Below are 15,785 nucleotides of genomic sequence, written 5' to 3'. Positions count from 1 at the left end.
GCGCTGTCGCTAACTTCTTGCAATCACTCAACGACGATAGGCCGTTCAGCGATTGAGCTGGGAAACATCACCGCCCCAAAACGCGGCGCGCGGTCTTGACCGGGCGCTTTCCAGGAAGGCGACAATGATTGGATGCGGGTGCTGCTTTGTCGACGTCAGCTGCGGCACGAAGAGCGTGGCAAGGTAGAATGGGTGGGATGGCAGCAGGAGGACGCGAGCCTCGCCATTCGAATCCCTGCCGACAATGTGAAAGCCGCCGGCGTCCAGTTCTTTCTGGTAGGCTGGATTGATGCCGAAGTTGCAATAGTAGCGCTCTTTCGTGTTCGTTTGTCCATAAATCCGCGCTGCCCGGCTCCCTCGCGTCAGAAATACGTCCATGGTTTGCCCAACGAGTGAACAGGTCAGCTGTGTGACGAACAGGGTGGAAGCATAGGGATCGTATTCCGCATGCTCGGCGTCCTGGAAACCCAGCACGTTGCGGGCATATTCGACGACCATATGCTGGCAACCGCCGCAGGTTCCCAAAGCAGGAATTTCGTTTTCCCTGGCATGCCGGATGGCATTCAGAGCGCCATTCATGCTCCTGTACGGGCTGCCTGGAGCGATCCAGATCGCATCAAAAGGTGCCAGCTTGTCGCTGACCCCGGTGATCAGTTCTTCGGTCGAAATCCACTGGTGTTCGTACTGGATACCGAGCGTGGACCCGGCATGATCCAGCGCTTCGTCCATCTTGGCGTGTGGTTCGAAAGATGGCGTGTATTCACCGATCAGCGCCAATGCGAGTCGTTGTGTCATGAGAGCTCCTATGAATTGAAGTGAGCTTCCAGATGCGTTATCGGAGATGCATAAGTAAAATGCATTCTGATGATATCTATCATGACTATCACTAATATCACTCTCGCTCAGCTGCGGGTCCTGACCATGATTGTCGAAGACGCGAGCTTTTCGACGGCCGCTACGCGGATCGGCATGACGCAGTCGGGCGCAAGCCAGGCGATGAGAAGCCTTGAAGGCGTTCTTGGAGTGAAGCTTCTGGTTCGCGGCAAGAACGGGGTGTTTCCGACGGAAATTGGACAAGCAGTGCTTCAGGATGCGCGAGAGGCCGTTCTGGCCATCGAGCGAATCCAGCAAAGGAGCGCCGCAGCTTCAGGCGCTCAGACCGGGCGGTTGCGCATTGGAAGCGTGGCAAGCGCGGTAGAGCGTTTGCTGCCGCAAATACTTGCCCGCTTCCAGCGGCTTTTCCCCGGCGTCGAACTGGTTTTGCTGGAAGGAACCGATCATGAGGTTCTGGAATGGGTTGAAACAGCAGTCGTTGACGTCGGCCTGACCTCCGAACAATCAGCCGAAACTGTCGGGGATGTAGTCCTGGAGGATGATTTCGTCTTTCTTGCTGCTTGCGACCACCCGCTAGCAGCGACGGCGCGCGTCAAATTGTGCGACCTGGCCGACGAGAATTTCATCATGTCGGGCTCTGGTTGCGAGCCGGTCATCCGTCAGCTCTTCGCATCCGTGAACATCTCGCCTAAGGTTGTCCTTACGGTTCGCGATACGGCTGCCCTGGTGGAAATGGTGTCGCAGGGGATCGGTGTGACACTGATGCCTGAGCTTTCCACTCCGGAAGGAGACGCTCGCGTGTGTCGAATTCCCATTGTTCCTTGTGTTCAGAGGCGGCTGCTCGTTGTCAGTCTTGCAAGGGCCAATCGTTCGCCAGCCGCGGAGAAATTCGTGCAGCTGCTGGCGCCCTGACGTTTCTAGCTCAGCTCGCGATCATCGTCCAAGGCGAATTCAGCGCTGCGCCTCTGTCGCCATCTTCAGCGCAAGTGCCGCCAGCACGGTGCCCATCATCCAGCGCTGGATGACCAGCCACAAAGGCCGTCCGGCGAGAAAGGTGGCGATCGAGCCGGCCGTCACCGCGATGACGGCATTGACGCTGAGACTGATCGAAATCTGCGTCGCGCCGAGCACCAGTAGCTGCGACAGGACGTGGCCTTTGCCGGGGCTGATGAACTGCGGCAACAGCGACAGATAGAGCACGGCCACCTTCGGATTGAGCAGATTCGTCATCAGGCCCATGGCGAAAAGCTTGCGCGGCCTGTCCCTCGGCAATTCGCGCACTTCGAACGGCGAGCGTCCGCCCGGCTTCACCGCCTGCCAGGCCAGCCACAGGAGATAGAGCACGCCGGCAAAGCGCAGCGCGTCATAGGCGTAGGGCACGGCGAGCAGCAGCGCGGTGATGCCGAACGCCGCCGCCAGCACATAGAAGACAAAGCCGAGTGCCACGCCGCCAAGCGAGATGAGCCCCGCCTTCGGCCCCTGCGACAGGGAACGCGAGATCAGATAGATCATGTTGGGGCCAGGCGTCAGCACCATGCCGAGGCAGACCAGCGCGAAGGCGAGATGATTGGCCGTTTCGGGCATCTGTTCTTCCCCAGCGCGCCGCGAATGGATGCACGATCCGGCAGGCGGCCAACATGTGCCTGTCCCGGCAGGCGCGCGCAAGTGCATGGCGGCGCCAGCCGTTGTTCCAGCTAGCCGCCGGTGCCTACGGATCAGCCGACGACGCGCAGGTTCGACAGTTCGTTGCCGATTTCCTTGAAATCGTTCGACAAGCTGGCGCCGGTGGCGTTCCAGAACAGTTTTGCCGGCTTGCTCGCGTCCGTTGGATCCTTGCGGAAGCGCGAGTTCGACGAGCAGGATTTCAGCGCCTCGATCGCCTGCTGGTCGGCGATTTTAGTCGTCGACAGATCGAGCGCCACAGTCATCACCATGATGTTGGCTGCCTTGGCGTTGTTGCAAAGCGTCGCCATCTGCTCGTTGAGCGCGTTGGTATAATTGCCGTTAGAATAATCGAATTGGCCAATGGTGCTCGATGTGCCCATGAACAGGCGGCCCACCGACGTGCCGTTGTAGCCGGGTTTGAGATAGCCGAAGGACGCATAGGTCGACTTCGAATCGGCGGGGTCGGAATAGCCGAGCGAGGAAGGCGTGTAGTAGGTGTTGGCGCCGTCGGTCAGCACGATCACGACCTTGTCGTTGCCCCTCTCGGTTTCCGGGCGTCCTTGCGTGAAGGGCTCGCCGCTCGAAACCACGCGCCATCCCCAGGCGATGCCTTCGGGAACATTGGTGCCGCCATCGGGCTTCATCAGGTCGATCGCGGCCTTGATCGCCGTGAGCCCAGTGGCAACGCTGACATCGGTCAGCGGCGTGATCGGGTTGGTGGAGCAGCTGTAGTTCGGCCCGTTGCCGGCGGCCAGCGCCGGCGCATTGATCGGCCGCGGCTGGAAATATTTGGCCATGTTGCGCAACCGGGATTGGCCGGTGCTGCTTGTCGGGTCGTCATTCCACCAGCTGTTGATAGCGCCATAGGCCGTCGGCGCGGCCTCATCCGGATCCTGAGTGATCTTCCAATGGTTGCCGGGTTCGTCAGGGGCGAACATCGGCACGAACATCGTCGCCGGATCGCCAATCCCTATGCCGGTGTTCGCAGAGCCGCCGGAAGGCGCCGCGTCGTTGACATTGTAGGGATAGGGCCTGGCCTCGACGCAACCCTGCCAACTGGCGAACGGGCCATAGGAATCGATGTAGTCGTATTCGTCGTGGTCGCGTTTGCAGGTGTTGTTCGAGTTGTATTCGTCGCAAACCACGCGCTTGCTGTTGGTGACACGCTCATGGTTGGTGACGACCTTCATGTCTCGGTAGAGCGAAAACCGGGTCAGCATCTGGCCTTCGCCGGTACCCCATCCGGTGCCGCGCTTGTACCAGATACCGTTGGTCTGCTGGGCGTATTTGTCGACCGCGTTCAGCGTCGACCAGTCGAAATTCTCGTTCGATACCGGCGACAGTCCTTCGGTGTCCATCCAGGACGCGTTACCGTTGCCGGGTCCGACATTGACCGAGGCGGCAAACGGCACGAGGCCGAACTGCACCGGCCTGTCGACCTGCTTGATCATCGCCGCCTGCTGGGCCAGCGTGTCGACCAGCTGTTTGGCCGCGGTCTTGAGAAGGTCGATCCGCGTTTGCCCCGAGCCCGTTCCGGTCTTGGTCATCGACCCGGAATTGTCGAGCACCAGGGCGACTTCAAGAGTGTTCTTCAGCCGCACTTCCGAGGAGACGTTGAAGCTGATCTTCTGGTTGGCGTCGGTTTCGGATTTGCCGACGAGCTGACCGAAGACCGGATAGAAATAGGGCTTGTAGTCAAGCCGCGCGCTCATCTTGAGCAAGCCCCCGCCGGCGGTGTTGCTTGGCAAGGTGACGCTGAGCGTCGTGTTGGCAGGGTTGATCTTGTTGAGGTTGGCATTGAAGAAATCGAGCGCATAGGCTCTCAACTGGTCGTCGGTAGCACCTTCCGTCAGCCGGCGCGCCGTGGCGAAGTTTGCGGCATCGAGCGCATTCGAAACCGCCTGTTTTTCGCGGCTCATCTCGGTGAAGTCGACGGCCATCGCCAGGGCGCCCATGAGCGGAACCATCGCGACGACGGTCATAAGAGCATAGTTGCCGCGTTGGTCGCGGCAGAACTGACGCCAAAGTTCATGCATGTCTTGCAGCGGCCCCCGCCGGCGGATTCTCGATCAATGCCAGCTTTCCACAAAACGCTGAAGGCCGTGTTTGGGAAATCGCTCGATTGCCGGGGCAGCGCTTCACCAACCGCTAACCAATCGTGCCTGGCGAAAGCTGATGACAGGCCGGGGCGGTTCGGCTAATCCGAACCGGCTGCGGCGAACCGTCGGTCGCGGCGATCGCAACGATCATGACTGAAGGAAACGGCATGGCGGATTCGCCTGAAATCATCAGCTCGCTCGAAGACGTGTCGAAGGCCTATTCGGCAATCCTGTGCGACGTCTGGGGCGTGGTGCACAATGGTGAAACGCATTTCCCGGCGGCGGCCTCGGCATTGGCAAGGGCTCGAGAGGCGAAAATCCCCGTCGTCCTCATCACCAATTCGCCGCGCAGAAGTGCCGATGTCGTGGCGCAGATGAACGCGATCGGTGTTCCACCGTCAGCCTACGACCGGGTGGTTACCTCAGGCGACGTGACGCGGGATCTGATCGCCGAAGGGCCGCGCAAGATTTTCCATATCGGCGCCGACCGGGACTTCACCCTCTATGAAGGTCTCGACGTCGAGCTTGTCGAGGAGTTCGAGGCGTCCGGCATCGTCTGCACCGGCCTGTTCGACGACGAGGTCGAAAACCCCGAGGATTACACGGAGCTCCTGCGGCGGCTGCGCGCCCGGAACCTGCCTTTCATCTGCGCAAATCCCGACATCGTGGTCGAGCGCGGCGAACGCATCATATGGTGTGCCGGCGCGCTGGCGCGTGACTACGCCCAGCTCGGCGGCCGCACATTGATCGCTGGAAAACCTTACGCGCCGATCTACAATCTCGCGATGAAAGAGGTCGCCGAGATTCTTGGCCAGCCGGTCGAGCGCGGCCAGGTGCTGGCCATCGGCGACGGCATGATGACCGATGTGAAGGGCGCCGCCGACAATGGCTTCGATGTTCTTTATGTCTCCGGCGGCATCCATGCCCGCGACTATGGCGATGCCCTGTACCCGGACCCGGCAAGACTGGCGGCGTTCCTGGAAAAGCATGGCTATGGTCCGGTGGCCGTCATTCCCAGACTTCGGTAGGTGACGATGGCAGCCTTCCAACGCATCCTGGCAACCGCGCCGCTTCCCGCCGACCTGCGCGGCGGCGTGGTGGCGATCGGCAATTTCGATGGCGTCCATCGCGGCCATCAGGCGGTGCTCGAGCGGGCCTCTGCCGAGGCCGGACGGCGTGGAGTGCCGGCCCTGGTGCTGACATTCGAACCGCATCCGCGCAAGATCTTCAGGCCTGATATCCCGTTGTTCGTGCTGACGCCGCCGCCGATGAAGGCGAGGCTCCTGTCGCTGCTGGGCTTTGCCGCGCTGGTCGAACAGCCGTTCACGCGCGACTTCGCCTCGCTGTCGGCGGAAGCGTTCGTGACGGATGTGCTGGAAACGAACCTTGGCATTACCCACGCCGTGACCGGGTTCGATTTCCACTTCGGCAAGGATCGTCAAGGCGGCCCGGCCTACCTGATGGCGGCCGGCGAACGTCATGGCTTCGGCGTCACGCTCGTCGACGCCTTCCGGGACGAGGGCGCCGAGGTGGTGTCGTCCAGCCGCATCCGCGGATTGCTGGGCGAGGGCGAGGTGGCTGAAGCCGCCGGTCTGCTCGGCTACCGCTTCACCGTCGAAAGCGAGGTGGTCGGCGGACAGCAGCTTGGCCGCACCCTTGGCTTTCCAACCGCGAATATGAGGCTGTCGGCTGAAGCCGCACTCAAGGAGGGCATCTATGCCGTCCGCTTCCGCCGCGCCGACGGCACGCTTCACGACGGCGTCGCCAGCTTCGGCCGTCGCCCGACGGTCGACGACAATGGCGCGCCGCTGCTTGAAACCTTCGTCTTCGACTTCTCCGAAGACCTCTATGGCGAGGTCTGTCAGGTTTCCTTCTTCGGTTTCCTGCGCCCGGAGGTGAAGTTCGAAGGGCTCGATGCGCTGGTCGCGCAGATGAAGCGCGATGAAGCCGAGGCACGCGCGCTGCTTGCCGGCGTCAAGCCGCTCTCCGATCTCGACGCGGCCATGGCTTTTTGAGTCCAGGCGTGATCCCGGCTATTTTTTCAGCGCGAGGCCGACGGCGATGAAGGTCCAGCCCTGGAAGATCAGATCGATCGCAAGGAACAGACCGAGCACCCACAGGCTGTTGACCGGCCAGCCCATGGCGATGATCAGACCTGCAAGGGCGCTGATGACACCGGCGGCGACGATCCAGCCCCAGCCGCGTTCCGGCCGATGGCTGTAGCCGACCCAGGCCCTGAGCACCCCTGACGCGACCAGCGCGATCGCCAGCAGGAACGTCAGCACCGCCGAGGCAAGCAACGGATTGCCGAAAGCGAAGAAGCCGGCAACGGCGTACAGCAGTCCGCTGAGCAGCCAGTAGAAGAAGCGGCTCCAGGTCTTGACGCCGAACGCATGCACGATCTCGATGATGCCCGCCATCAGCATCAGCCATCCCACGACGTAGACGGAAGCCACCGTGGCGACGAACAGATTGGCAAAGGCAATGCCGCCGAAGATGAGCAGCAGCACACCGAGCGCGACAAACCATCCCCATTTTGTCCGTGTCTGTTCGATCGCGATTTTCAAGGCGTCGCCATGCAGGGTCATTGTCGCGGTCTCCATCGAGGGCTGCGGAATACTGCGAATGGAAGGTAATCCGGGCGCGGGCCAACGTCCAGTCGATGACCGGCAGCCGGATCGCGGCAAAGCGCGAGCGTATGTCTCGGGTTTAAATCAAATTTTACCAAACGGCCGTCAAAGCTGTCGTCGGTATCCGTGTGTGTTGTGTTAGTGGAGTGGCCATGAGTCCGGTCGGAAGAATCTCTCTGGTGTGGGCCGCTGCGATGCTGGGTGGCGCGGGCGTTGCCAATGCGGGCGAGGGCAGCTGGCTGTCCGGCGACTGGTATCTGACCGTTGGCGCCACTGGCATGGTGGCGCCGAATTTCGAGGGCGGCAAGAAGTACCTGCTCAGCGCCTCGCCGATCATTTCGCTGGGCAAGGCCGGACCTGCCGCCCGCTTTGTCTCGCGCAACGACAACATCTCGCTGGCGCTGGTCGATGATGGCGGTGTCCGCGCCGGCCTGACCGGCAAGTTCCTGTTTTCCCGCGACGATGACAACGCCGATGAGCTGAAGGGCCTCGATCCGGTGCGCTGGGGCGGGGAAGTCGGCGGCTTCTTCGAATTCTATCCGACGGACTGGCTGCGCGCCCGCGCCGAGCTGCGCCATGGCATTCGCGCCCACAACGGCTTTGTCGCCGACATTGCCGCCGACGCCTTCTACGATGTGACGCCAACCGTCAGGATTTCGGGAGGACCGCGTGTTTCCTTCGCCTCAGGCAACTATTTCGACGCCTATTATGGCGTCAACGCGCAGGAAGCGGTGGCTTCGGGCTTGAGCGAATATCATCCCGGTGGCGGGCTGAAATCGACCGGCCTTGGCGGCGCCATAACCTGGAAGGTGACCGAGCCGATGACCGCCAGCCTGTTTGGCGAATATTCGCGCCTGATGGGACCGGCGGCCGATTCCAGCCTGGTCAAGGAGCGTGGCGACCGCAACCAGTTTATGATTGGCGTGTCGACCACCTACCGCTTCGATTTCACGATGTAGGTGAATCGAACGAGAGACGCTTTATTCCTGCGTCTATCTCCGCTAAAAGCCCACCAATGACGAGCTTTTTGCGCCTTCGCGTGCTGACGATACGAATTACCGGCCCGGTGTTCCGGGCGGCCTGAGGGTCGCCGGAACCGCCGGGAATTCTGCGCGCGGCCTCTCGCGCTTTTTCCAGATCATCAGGCATGTCGCCCAAAAGTGGCCCCGGTTTTGGGAAAACGACATGCGCAAAAGTATAGTTCAACGCCCGAGCTCTTTTGCCGCCGGGCAATGCACATGGCAGACCAATGACCGATACAACTGAAACGATCGACTATTCCAAGACGCTTTACCTGCCGCGGACGGATTTCCCGATGCGTGCCGGCTTGCCGGAGAAGGAGCCGCTGCTGGTCAAGCGCTGGCAGGACATGGACCTCTACCGCAAGCTGCGCGAGAGCGCTGCCGGCCGCACGAAATACGTGCTGCATGACGGCCCGCCCTACGCCAACGGCAACATCCATATCGGCCATGCGCTGAACAAGATCCTCAAGGACGTCATCACCCGCTCGTTCCAGATGCGCGGTTACGACTCGAACTATGTGCCCGGCTGGGACTGTCACGGCCTGCCGATCGAATGGAAGATCGAGGAGCAGTACCGCGCCAAGGGCAAGAACAAGGACGAGGTGCCGGTCAACGAATTCCGCAAGGAATGCCGTGAGTTCGCCGCAGGTTGGATCACGGTGCAGGGGGCCGAGTTCCAGCGCCTCGGCGTCATCGGCGACTTCGAGAATCCCTATACGACGATGGCTTTCCATGCCGAGTCGCGCATCGCCGGCGAGCTGTTGAAATTCGCCATGTCGGGCCAGCTCTACCGCGGCTCCAAGCCGGTGATGTGGAGCGTGGTCGAGCGTACGGCGCTGGCCGAGGCCGAGATCGAGTACCACGACTATGAGAGCGACACGATCTGGGTGAAGTTTCCGATCCAGTCTGCTGATGGGGATACGATTTTACACGTCGAGGACGAAGGTGGTGAGCGAACTGGCAGGAAAATTGTCGTAAAGCCGCCGCACAGTTTGTCCCATGCTTCAGTTGTCATCTGGACGACAACGCCTTGGACGATCCCGGGTAACCGGGCGGTAGCCTATTCGCCACGCATTGCCTACGGACTTTACGAGATCGTGGCAGCCGAAAATGACTTTGGCCCTCAGCCCGGTGAGAAGCTGGTCTTTGCCGACGCGCTTGCCGATGAAAGCGCAGCCAAAGCCAAGGTGAATTTTAAGCGACTTCGCACCGTGACAAGCGAGGAACTTGCCAACGTAACGTTAGATCATCCGTTTTTTGCGTTAAACGGAGGGTATCATTTCGATGTGCCCATGCTCGTCGGCGACCATGTCACCGACGATGCCGGCACCGGCTTCGTCCACACCGCGCCCGGTCACGGCCGCGAGGACTTTGACGCCTGGATGGATGCGGCGGTGGATCTGCGCACACGCGGCATCGATCCCGCCATCCCGTTCACCGTCGACGATGGCGGCTTCTTCACCAAGGACGCGCCGGGGTTCGGCCCCGACCGCGAGGGTGGACCGGCACGCGTCATCGATGACAATGGCAAGAAGGGCAACGCCAACCAGGCCGTCATCGACGAGTTGATCAAACGCAACGCGCTGTTCGCGCGTGGCCGGCTGAAGCACAGCTACCCTCACTCCTGGCGGTCCAAGAAACCGATCATCTTCCGCAACACGCCGCAATGGTTCGTCTACATGGACAAGGACCTCGGCGATGGCTCGACGTTGCGCAGCCGGGCGCTCAAGGCCATCGACGACACCCGCTTCGTGCCCGCCGCCGGCCAGAACCGCATCCGCGCCATGATCGAGGAGCGCCCGGACTGGGTGCTGTCGCGCCAGCGCGCCTGGGGCGTGCCGATCGCCGTCTTCGCCGATGCCGACGGCAATGTGCTGAAGGACGAAGCGGTCAACCAGCGCATCATGGACGCCTTCGAGAAGGAGGGCGCCGACGCCTGGTTCGCGGCTGATGCCAAGGAGCGTTTCCTTGGCAATCACGACGCTTCGAAGTGGAAGCAGGTGATGGACATCCTCGACGTCTGGTTCGATTCGGGCTCGACGCATGCCTTCACGCTGGAGGATCGTCCTGACCTGAAATGGCCGGCCGACGTCTATCTCGAAGGCTCCGACCAGCATCGCGGCTGGTTCCATTCGTCGCTGCTGGAGAGCTGCGGCACCAGGGGCAGGGCGCCTTACGACACCGTCGTCACCCATGGTTTCACCATGGACGAGGATGGCCGCAAGATGTCAAAGTCGCTGGGCAACACCGTGGTGCCGCAGGACGTCATCAAGCAGTCGGGCGCCGATATCCTGCGTCTGTGGGTGGTGACGACCGACTACTGGGAGGACCAGCGGCTCGGCAAGAACGTGCTGCAGACCAACATCGACGCCTACCGCAAACTGCGCAACACCATCCGCTGGATGCTGGGTACGCTTGCCCATGACGATGGCGAAGAGGTGCCGATGGAGAAAATGCCGGAGCTGGAGCGGCTGATGCTGCACCGGCTGGCCGAGCTCGATGAGGTCGTGCGTTCGGGCTACGACGCCTTCGAATTCAAGCGCATCACCCGCATGCTGCTCGATTTCATGGTGGTCGAGCTGTCGGCGTTCTATTTCGACATCCGCAAGGACGCGCTCTACTGCGACGCGCCGACGAGCCTGAAGCGCAAGGCTTCGGTGCAGGTGGTGCGCCATCTCTTCGATTGCCTGGTGAAATGGCTGGCGCCGATGCTGCCTTTCACCATGGAGGAGGCCTGGCTTGACCGTCATCCCGACGCCGTCTCGGTGCATCTCGACCAGTTCCCGCAAATCCCGGCGGACTGGAAGAACGAGGCGCTGGCGGAAAAGTGGCGCCAGGTGCGGCAAGTGCGGCGCGTCGTCACCGGCGCGCTGGAGATCGCGCGCGCCCAGAAGGTGATCGGATCGTCGCTGGAAGCGGTGCCGGTCGTCACAATCAACGACGCAGCGCTCGAAGCGGCGATTTCAGATGTCGACATGGCCGAGATGGCGATCACCAGCGATCTGGTCATCGCTCATGGCGAGGCACCGGCTGGTGCCTTCGCGATCGACGACGTCAAGGGTGTCGCCGTGGTGGTCGAGAAGGCCGAGGATCGTGGTCTGTTAAAATGTGCACGCTCCTGGCGCTACACCGCCGATGTCGGCCAGGATCCGGAATTCCCGGATGTTTCGGCTAGGGATGCGGCGGTGCTGCATGAATTGAAGGCGCTTGGCCGACTTTAACGGTTAGTCGGCTGGATCGGTGCACAAATGCCACGCCGGGCGGGCGAAAACCGCCCGCGCGTTGCCCTTAACGAGTGGTTGAGGTAAACACGCGAAACTCCGGAAGACAAATTGTCGCCGGATTTCCGTCGCAAGTGCTTGGACGATGGGGACCGGCCACAAGGCCGGCGGCAATCGAGAGGCTGTCTAGAGTGGGACTTTTTGGCATGACCGAGAGATATAATGCGCGCTTGGCGCTGCTGGCGCCGCTTGTCGCGTCGGGCCTCGCTTTGTCCGGCTGCATGGGCTCTCCGACCTACGGCACCGACAAGACCGCCGGCGAACAGCTGGCCGGCGATATTTCAGGTGCCTTTTCATTCGCGCCGAAGCGCAAGGAACAGATCGACTACAAGCCGCGTCCGACGCTTGTGAAGCCGGCGCCAGGCCAGAAGGAAGCGCTGCCGGCCCCGCAGGACAGCATCGAGACGGCGAGCGCCGAATGGCCCGAATCGCCCGAGCAGCGCCGCGCCCGCCTGCGCGCCGACGCCACCGCCCATCAGAACGACCCGGCTTACCAGTCGGAGATCGTCGACGACGTGCAGACCGATCCGGCCTCGGTGAAGAGGGCAATGGCGGAATCAGGCTCGAGCCACCCGCCGGCATGGACACCCGCCGATTCCGACAAGGGTCGCGCCGCCGAGATCCAGCGCCGCCTTGCCGACAGCAAGCAGGGCGATCCGAACACCCGCAAATATCTGAGCGAGCCTCCAGTGCAGTATCGTGTCGCGGCCGGCACCGCACCGCAGAACGAGCTTGGCGAGGACGAGTACAAGAAGGAGCGCCGCCTCAAGAAAGAGGCGGAAGGCAAGAAGGGCAGCGGCTGGTTCGACTGGATGCCGTCCCTGTAAAAACCGCCTCTTTGTTGTTTCTTGCCGAAGGGCGCCCGGTTCAACCGCGCCGTTCCAGGAAAAATCCTTTGAGCAACAGGGCCGCCTCGGTCTCGCCCATGCCTGGATAGATGTCGGGCGTGTGGTGGCAGGTTGGCGATGCGAAGAAGCGCACGCCATTGACCACCGCGCCGCCCTTGTCGTCGGCGGCACCGAAATAAAGCCGGCGCAGCCGGGCGAAGGAAATGGCGCCGGCGCACATGGCGCAAGGTTCCAGCGTCACATAGAGATCATGGCCGGTCAGCCGCTCGGCCGACAGTTTGCGGCAAGCTTCGCGGATGACCAGCATCTCGGCATGCGCGGTCGGGTCGGCAAGTTCGCGTGTGCGGTTGCCGGCGCTGGCGACAACACCAGCGCCATTGGCGATGACGGCGCCGACCGGCACTTCGCCTCGCAAGGCGGCAGCCTCGGCCTCCTTCAGCGCCAGCGCCATGAAATCGGGCCGCTTCACGCGATTTTCACTCCGATTATCTCCTCGCCACCTGACGGTGATCCTGTTATTGAGCGCAGGACCTCGAAAATCGGGACTCGGTTTTCGAAAATGATCATGCGCCACATCAAAAGTGCTACAGCGTTCGTTGCGCGCCCGAAAGGATGCGCCACGCTGTAGCAGCGCAAACGGATAAAGGCCACATGGACGACAACGAGAAGAAATTCCGACCCAGGAAGGGTCCGGCCAAGAGTGGGCCGAAAGCCGCGGGACCGCGCAGCCGAGATGGCGCCGCGGGCAAGGGCGGCAAGCCGTCCTTTGGCGCCAAGAAGCCTTACGCACCGCGTGGCGATCGGCCGATGGCCGCTGATGGCGAGCGGCCGAAGCGCGATTTCAAGGGCGGCGACAAGCCTTTCGGCAAAGGCCCGCGACCCGAAGGGAAGCCTTTTGAGAAGCGCGAGGGGCCGCGCAAGCCCTACGCACCGCGCGGCGACCGCCCGATGGCCGCCGAGGGTGAGCGCAAACCGTATGAGAAGCGCGAAGGACCACGCAAGCCCTACGCACCGCGCGGCGACCGCCCGATGGCCGCCGAGGGTGAGCGCAAACCGTACGAGAAGCGCGAAGGACCACGCAAGCCCTACGCACCGCGCGGCGATCGCCCGATGGCCGCCGAGGGTGAGCGCAAACCGTATGAGAAGCGCGAAGGACCGCGCAAGCCCTATGCACCGCGGGGAGACCGGCCGGCTGCGGCGGCAGCGGACGGCGAAAAGCGTTTCGACCGTCCCAAGCGTGATTTCAGTGACCGCGCGCCGCGCGAAGCCGGCGATCGACCGAAGCGTGACTTCGCCGACCGCCCCAAGCGTGATTTCGGCGACCGGCCGAAGCGGGATTTCAACGATCGGCCGCAAGGCGCGGCAGGCGGCAGCTTCAAGCCACGCCCGCGTCCCGCCGAGGGCGCGGAAGAGGCAGGCGAGCGCATCGCCAAGCGGTTGGCCCGCGCCGGCCTGGCCTCGCGCCGCGATGCCGAGGAGCTGATCGCCGCCGGCCGCGTCAAGGTCAATGGCCGCGCCCTGACTTCACCGGCCTTCAACGTCATGCCTGATGACATCATCCATCTCGACGGCATGGAAATCCCGCCGATCGAGCGCACCCGGCTGTTCCTGTTCCATAAGCCGGCCGGCGTCGTCACCACCAACCGCGATCCCGAGGGCCGCAAGACCGTCTTCGACGTGCTGCCGGCTGAATTGCCGCGGCTGATGACCATCGGCCGGCTCGACATCAACACCGAAGGCCTGCTGCTGCTCACCAATGATGGCGGCCTCTCGCGCGTGCTCGAACTGCCGGCCACCGGCTGGCTGCGCCGCTACCGGGTGCGCGTCCACGGCAAGGTCGAGGAAAGCGCGCTTGCGGGCCTCCGTGAAGGCATTGCCGTCGACGGCGTGTTCTACGGTGCCATCGAAGCGACGCTCGACCGTGAGCAAGGCACCAATGCCTGGCTGACGATCGGCCTGCGCGAGGGCAAGAACCGCGAAGTCAGGAACATCCTGGGTTCGCTCGGCCTCGACGTTACGCGGCTGATCCGCATCTCCTACGGGCCGTTCCAGCTCGATGACCTCGCCGAGGGCCATGTGCTGGAGATCAAGGGGCGCGTGCTGCGTGACCAACTCGGCGAGCGCCTGGTCGAGGAATCCGGCGCCAATTTCGACGCCGATGTCACCAAGCCGTTTTCCAACAAGCCGGTGCGGCGCACCGAAGTTCGCGAGCCGGAGCCGGAGCGGCCGAAATTCACCCGCGACGGTGAGCGCCGCCCGATCGGGGAGGGCGGTCTGATCAAGAACCGCAAACGCCGCGAAGGCAGCCGCGACGAGGCTCTGGGCAAACTGTCGACAAGTCCCGACAGAAGCGCGGAGAAGAGTTTTGGCGAACGCGGCCCGCGTCCCGAACGCAGCTTCGGCGACAAGCCGCGCGGCAATTTTGGCGACAAACCGCGCGGTGGCTTCGGTGACAAGCCACGCGGCGGTTTCGGCGACAAGCCTCGGGGTGGTGGCAAAAAGTCCGAGCGCGAGCAGCGGCCGATCGAGCCGCCCGGCCAGCGCAAGGCCAATGTCTGGATGGCACCGGGCGCGCGGCCGATCGGCAAGGGCAGGGCCGACGCAGACGCAGCCAAGGCCGCTGAAGCAAAGGCGCGAAAGGCATCGTTCAAGCCGACCTATGGCAAACCGGCCGGTGCCAAGCCGTTCGGCAAGCCGAGAGGCGAACGTCCGGGCGGGGCCGGCGGCGGTGAGCGTCCGCGCAATGGTCCCCGAGGCCCCAAAGCGAGATGAGAATCGTCGGCGGTGAGTTTCGCGGGCGTCCGCTGGCGACGCCCCGTTCGAGCGCCATCCGTCCGACGACCGATCGCACCCGCGAGGCGGTCTTCAACGTGCTGGCGCATCGCTTTGCCGCGCAGTTGGACGGTGCGCGCGTGCTCGACCTGTTCGCCGGCACCGGCGCGCTGGGGCTCGAAGCCCTGTCGCGCGGTGCCTCCTACGGGGTCTTCATCGAGGAATCGGCCGAAGGCCGTGGCCTGATCCGCGACAATGTCGAGGCCTTTGGGCTGACCGGCCGCACCAAGATCTTCCGTCGCGACGCCACGGGCCTCGGCGAGGCCGGCACGCTGGCGCCGTTCGGCCTCGTCTTCGCCGACCCGCCCTATGGCAAGGGTCTTGGCGAGCGCGCCTTGCAGTCGGCGAAAGCCGGCGGCTGGCTTCGCCCCGGCGCGCTGTGCGTGGTCGAAGAGGCGGCAGTGGCGCCGTTCGAGCCTGGTCCCGGCTTTTCGGTGCTGGACGAGCGCAACTATGGCGAGACCGTTATCCGCTTTGTCGAGGCGGTCTGATAGCCTGCATCCTTGGCCGGGCCTCATGGGCCGGCCTCTTTGCCGCCGCCTTTGCCGGCAACATGACCAACAATTCACTTTGC

General features: G+C 63.0%; 14 protein-coding genes. 8 read left to right on the top strand and 6 right to left on the bottom strand.

Annotation, left to right across the window (positions count from 1 at the left end; translation table 11 throughout):
- Positions 1 to 45: 45 nt before the first annotated feature.
- The gene (locus NKJ11_RS04890; protein ID WP_023813534.1) at positions 46 to 795 is read right to left on the bottom strand and encodes a CTP synthase C-terminal region-related (seleno)protein; all 750 of its coding nucleotides are present in this window, start codon (positions 793 to 795) and stop codon (positions 46 to 48) included.
- 81 nt (positions 796 to 876) lie between these two features.
- Here NKJ11_RS04890 and NKJ11_RS04885 point away from each other — a divergent pair, with 81 nt between their 5' ends.
- The gene (locus NKJ11_RS04885; RefSeq protein ID WP_164892996.1) at positions 877 to 1,746 is read left to right on the top strand and encodes a LysR family transcriptional regulator; all 870 of its coding nucleotides are present in this window, start codon (positions 877 to 879) and stop codon (positions 1,744 to 1,746) included.
- Between the two features lie 39 nt (positions 1,747 to 1,785).
- Here the strand turns inward: NKJ11_RS04885 and NKJ11_RS04880 are convergent, their stop codons facing one another.
- Together NKJ11_RS04880 and NKJ11_RS04875 are read right to left on the bottom strand one after the other, a co-directional pair.
- Positions 1,786 to 2,418, bottom strand: coding sequence for a LysE family translocator (locus tag NKJ11_RS04880; protein WP_023813536.1), 633 nt, complete (start codon positions 2,416 to 2,418; stop codon positions 1,786 to 1,788).
- 131 nt (positions 2,419 to 2,549) lie between these two features.
- Positions 2,550 to 4,535 carry a TadE/TadG family type IV pilus assembly protein gene (locus NKJ11_RS04875; protein WP_352792803.1) on the bottom strand — a complete coding sequence of 662 codons (1,986 nt, stop codon included), beginning with the start codon at positions 4,533 to 4,535 and terminating at the stop codon, positions 2,550 to 2,552.
- 230 nt (positions 4,536 to 4,765) lie between these two features.
- Between NKJ11_RS04875 and NKJ11_RS04870 the strand changes: the two genes are divergently transcribed.
- Both NKJ11_RS04870 and NKJ11_RS04865 read left to right on the top strand, forming a co-directional pair.
- Positions 4,766 to 5,626: a TIGR01459 family HAD-type hydrolase gene (locus NKJ11_RS04870; protein ID WP_023813538.1), complete on the top strand. Its 861-nt coding sequence runs from the start codon at positions 4,766 to 4,768 to the stop codon at positions 5,624 to 5,626.
- A gap of 6 nt (positions 5,627 to 5,632) precedes the next feature.
- Entirely contained in the window at positions 5,633 to 6,613 is a 981-nt protein-coding gene (locus NKJ11_RS04865; protein ID WP_023813539.1) for a bifunctional riboflavin kinase/FAD synthetase, read from the top strand.
- 18 nt (positions 6,614 to 6,631) lie between these two features.
- On the opposite strand, the gene NKJ11_RS04860 is transcribed toward NKJ11_RS04865, so the two are convergent.
- Positions 6,632 to 7,186 (bottom strand): HdeD family acid-resistance protein, encoded by a 555-nt coding sequence (locus NKJ11_RS04860; protein WP_023813540.1) that lies wholly within the window; start codon positions 7,184 to 7,186, stop codon positions 6,632 to 6,634.
- Between the two features lie 194 nt (positions 7,187 to 7,380).
- Here NKJ11_RS04860 and NKJ11_RS04855 point away from each other — a divergent pair, with 194 nt between their 5' ends.
- Positions 7,381 to 8,187, top strand: coding sequence for a MipA/OmpV family protein (locus tag NKJ11_RS04855; RefSeq protein WP_352792802.1), 807 nt, complete (start codon positions 7,381 to 7,383; stop codon positions 8,185 to 8,187).
- On the opposite strand, the gene NKJ11_RS04850 is transcribed toward NKJ11_RS04855, so the two are convergent.
- Entirely contained in the window at positions 8,177 to 8,434 is a 258-nt protein-coding gene (locus NKJ11_RS04850) for a hypothetical protein (RefSeq protein ID WP_352611820.1), read from the bottom strand. The genes NKJ11_RS04855 and NKJ11_RS04850 overlap by 11 nt on opposite strands.
- Positions 8,435 to 8,477: 43 nt before the next feature.
- On the opposite strand from NKJ11_RS04850, the gene ileS reads away from it, so the two are divergent.
- Complete coding sequence (ileS, locus tag NKJ11_RS04845; RefSeq protein ID WP_352792801.1) at positions 8,478 to 11,471, top strand: isoleucine--tRNA ligase; 2,994 nt, start codon at positions 8,478 to 8,480, stop codon at positions 11,469 to 11,471.
- A 206-nt stretch (positions 11,472 to 11,677) separates the two neighbouring features.
- Positions 11,678 to 12,358, top strand: a complete 681-nt coding sequence (locus tag NKJ11_RS04840; protein ID WP_023813543.1) for a hypothetical protein — start codon at positions 11,678 to 11,680, stop codon at positions 12,356 to 12,358.
- 40 nt (positions 12,359 to 12,398) lie between these two features.
- Here the strand turns inward: NKJ11_RS04840 and NKJ11_RS04835 are convergent, their stop codons facing one another.
- Complete coding sequence (locus tag NKJ11_RS04835; protein ID WP_127289016.1) at positions 12,399 to 12,848, bottom strand: nucleoside deaminase; 450 nt, start codon at positions 12,846 to 12,848, stop codon at positions 12,399 to 12,401.
- 182 nt (positions 12,849 to 13,030) lie between these two features.
- Here NKJ11_RS04835 and NKJ11_RS04830 point away from each other — a divergent pair, with 182 nt between their 5' ends.
- Together NKJ11_RS04830 and rsmD are read left to right on the top strand one after the other, a co-directional pair.
- Positions 13,031 to 15,151 carry a pseudouridine synthase gene (locus NKJ11_RS04830; RefSeq protein WP_352792800.1) on the top strand — a complete coding sequence of 707 codons (2,121 nt, stop codon included), beginning with the start codon at positions 13,031 to 13,033 and terminating at the stop codon, positions 15,149 to 15,151.
- Positions 15,148 to 15,702, top strand: a complete 555-nt coding sequence (gene rsmD, locus NKJ11_RS04825) for a 16S rRNA (guanine(966)-N(2))-methyltransferase RsmD (protein ID WP_023813546.1) — start codon at positions 15,148 to 15,150, stop codon at positions 15,700 to 15,702. The genes NKJ11_RS04830 and rsmD overlap by 4 nt, the downstream gene beginning before the upstream one ends.
- The last annotated feature ends 83 nt before the right edge of the window (positions 15,703 to 15,785 follow it).

The sequence above is a fragment of the Mesorhizobium sp. M0243 genome (assembly GCF_040321775.1).
In the GTDB taxonomy this organism is placed as follows: domain Bacteria; phylum Pseudomonadota; class Alphaproteobacteria; order Rhizobiales; family Rhizobiaceae; genus Mesorhizobium.
Note: the sequence above shows the minus strand (reverse complement) of the source record. Positions and strands in the feature narration are given on the sequence as shown.

Coding starts and splice junctions, on each gene's coding strand:
- NKJ11_RS04865 (WP_023813539.1), top strand. CDS start 5,633: ATGGCAGCCTTCCAACGCATCCTGGCAACCGCGCCGCTTCCCGCCGAC.
- NKJ11_RS04875 (WP_352792803.1), bottom strand. CDS start 4,535: ATGCATGAACTTTGGCGTCAGTTCTGCCGCGACCAACGCGGCAACTAT.
- NKJ11_RS04880 (WP_023813536.1), bottom strand. CDS start 2,418: ATGCCCGAAACGGCCAATCATCTCGCCTTCGCGCTGGTCTGCCTCGGC.
- NKJ11_RS04870 (WP_023813538.1), top strand. CDS start 4,766: ATGGCGGATTCGCCTGAAATCATCAGCTCGCTCGAAGACGTGTCGAAG.
- NKJ11_RS04855 (WP_352792802.1), top strand. CDS start 7,381: ATGAGTCCGGTCGGAAGAATCTCTCTGGTGTGGGCCGCTGCGATGCTG.
- NKJ11_RS04840 (WP_023813543.1), top strand. CDS start 11,678: ATGACCGAGAGATATAATGCGCGCTTGGCGCTGCTGGCGCCGCTTGTC.
- NKJ11_RS04830 (WP_352792800.1), top strand. CDS start 13,031: ATGGACGACAACGAGAAGAAATTCCGACCCAGGAAGGGTCCGGCCAAG.
- NKJ11_RS04890 (WP_023813534.1), bottom strand. CDS start 795: ATGACACAACGACTCGCATTGGCGCTGATCGGTGAATACACGCCATCT.
- NKJ11_RS04860 (WP_023813540.1), bottom strand. CDS start 7,186: ATGACCCTGCATGGCGACGCCTTGAAAATCGCGATCGAACAGACACGG.
- ileS (WP_352792801.1), top strand. CDS start 8,478: ATGACCGATACAACTGAAACGATCGACTATTCCAAGACGCTTTACCTG.
- NKJ11_RS04885 (WP_164892996.1), top strand. CDS start 877: ATGACTATCACTAATATCACTCTCGCTCAGCTGCGGGTCCTGACCATG.
- rsmD (WP_023813546.1), top strand. CDS start 15,148: ATGAGAATCGTCGGCGGTGAGTTTCGCGGGCGTCCGCTGGCGACGCCC.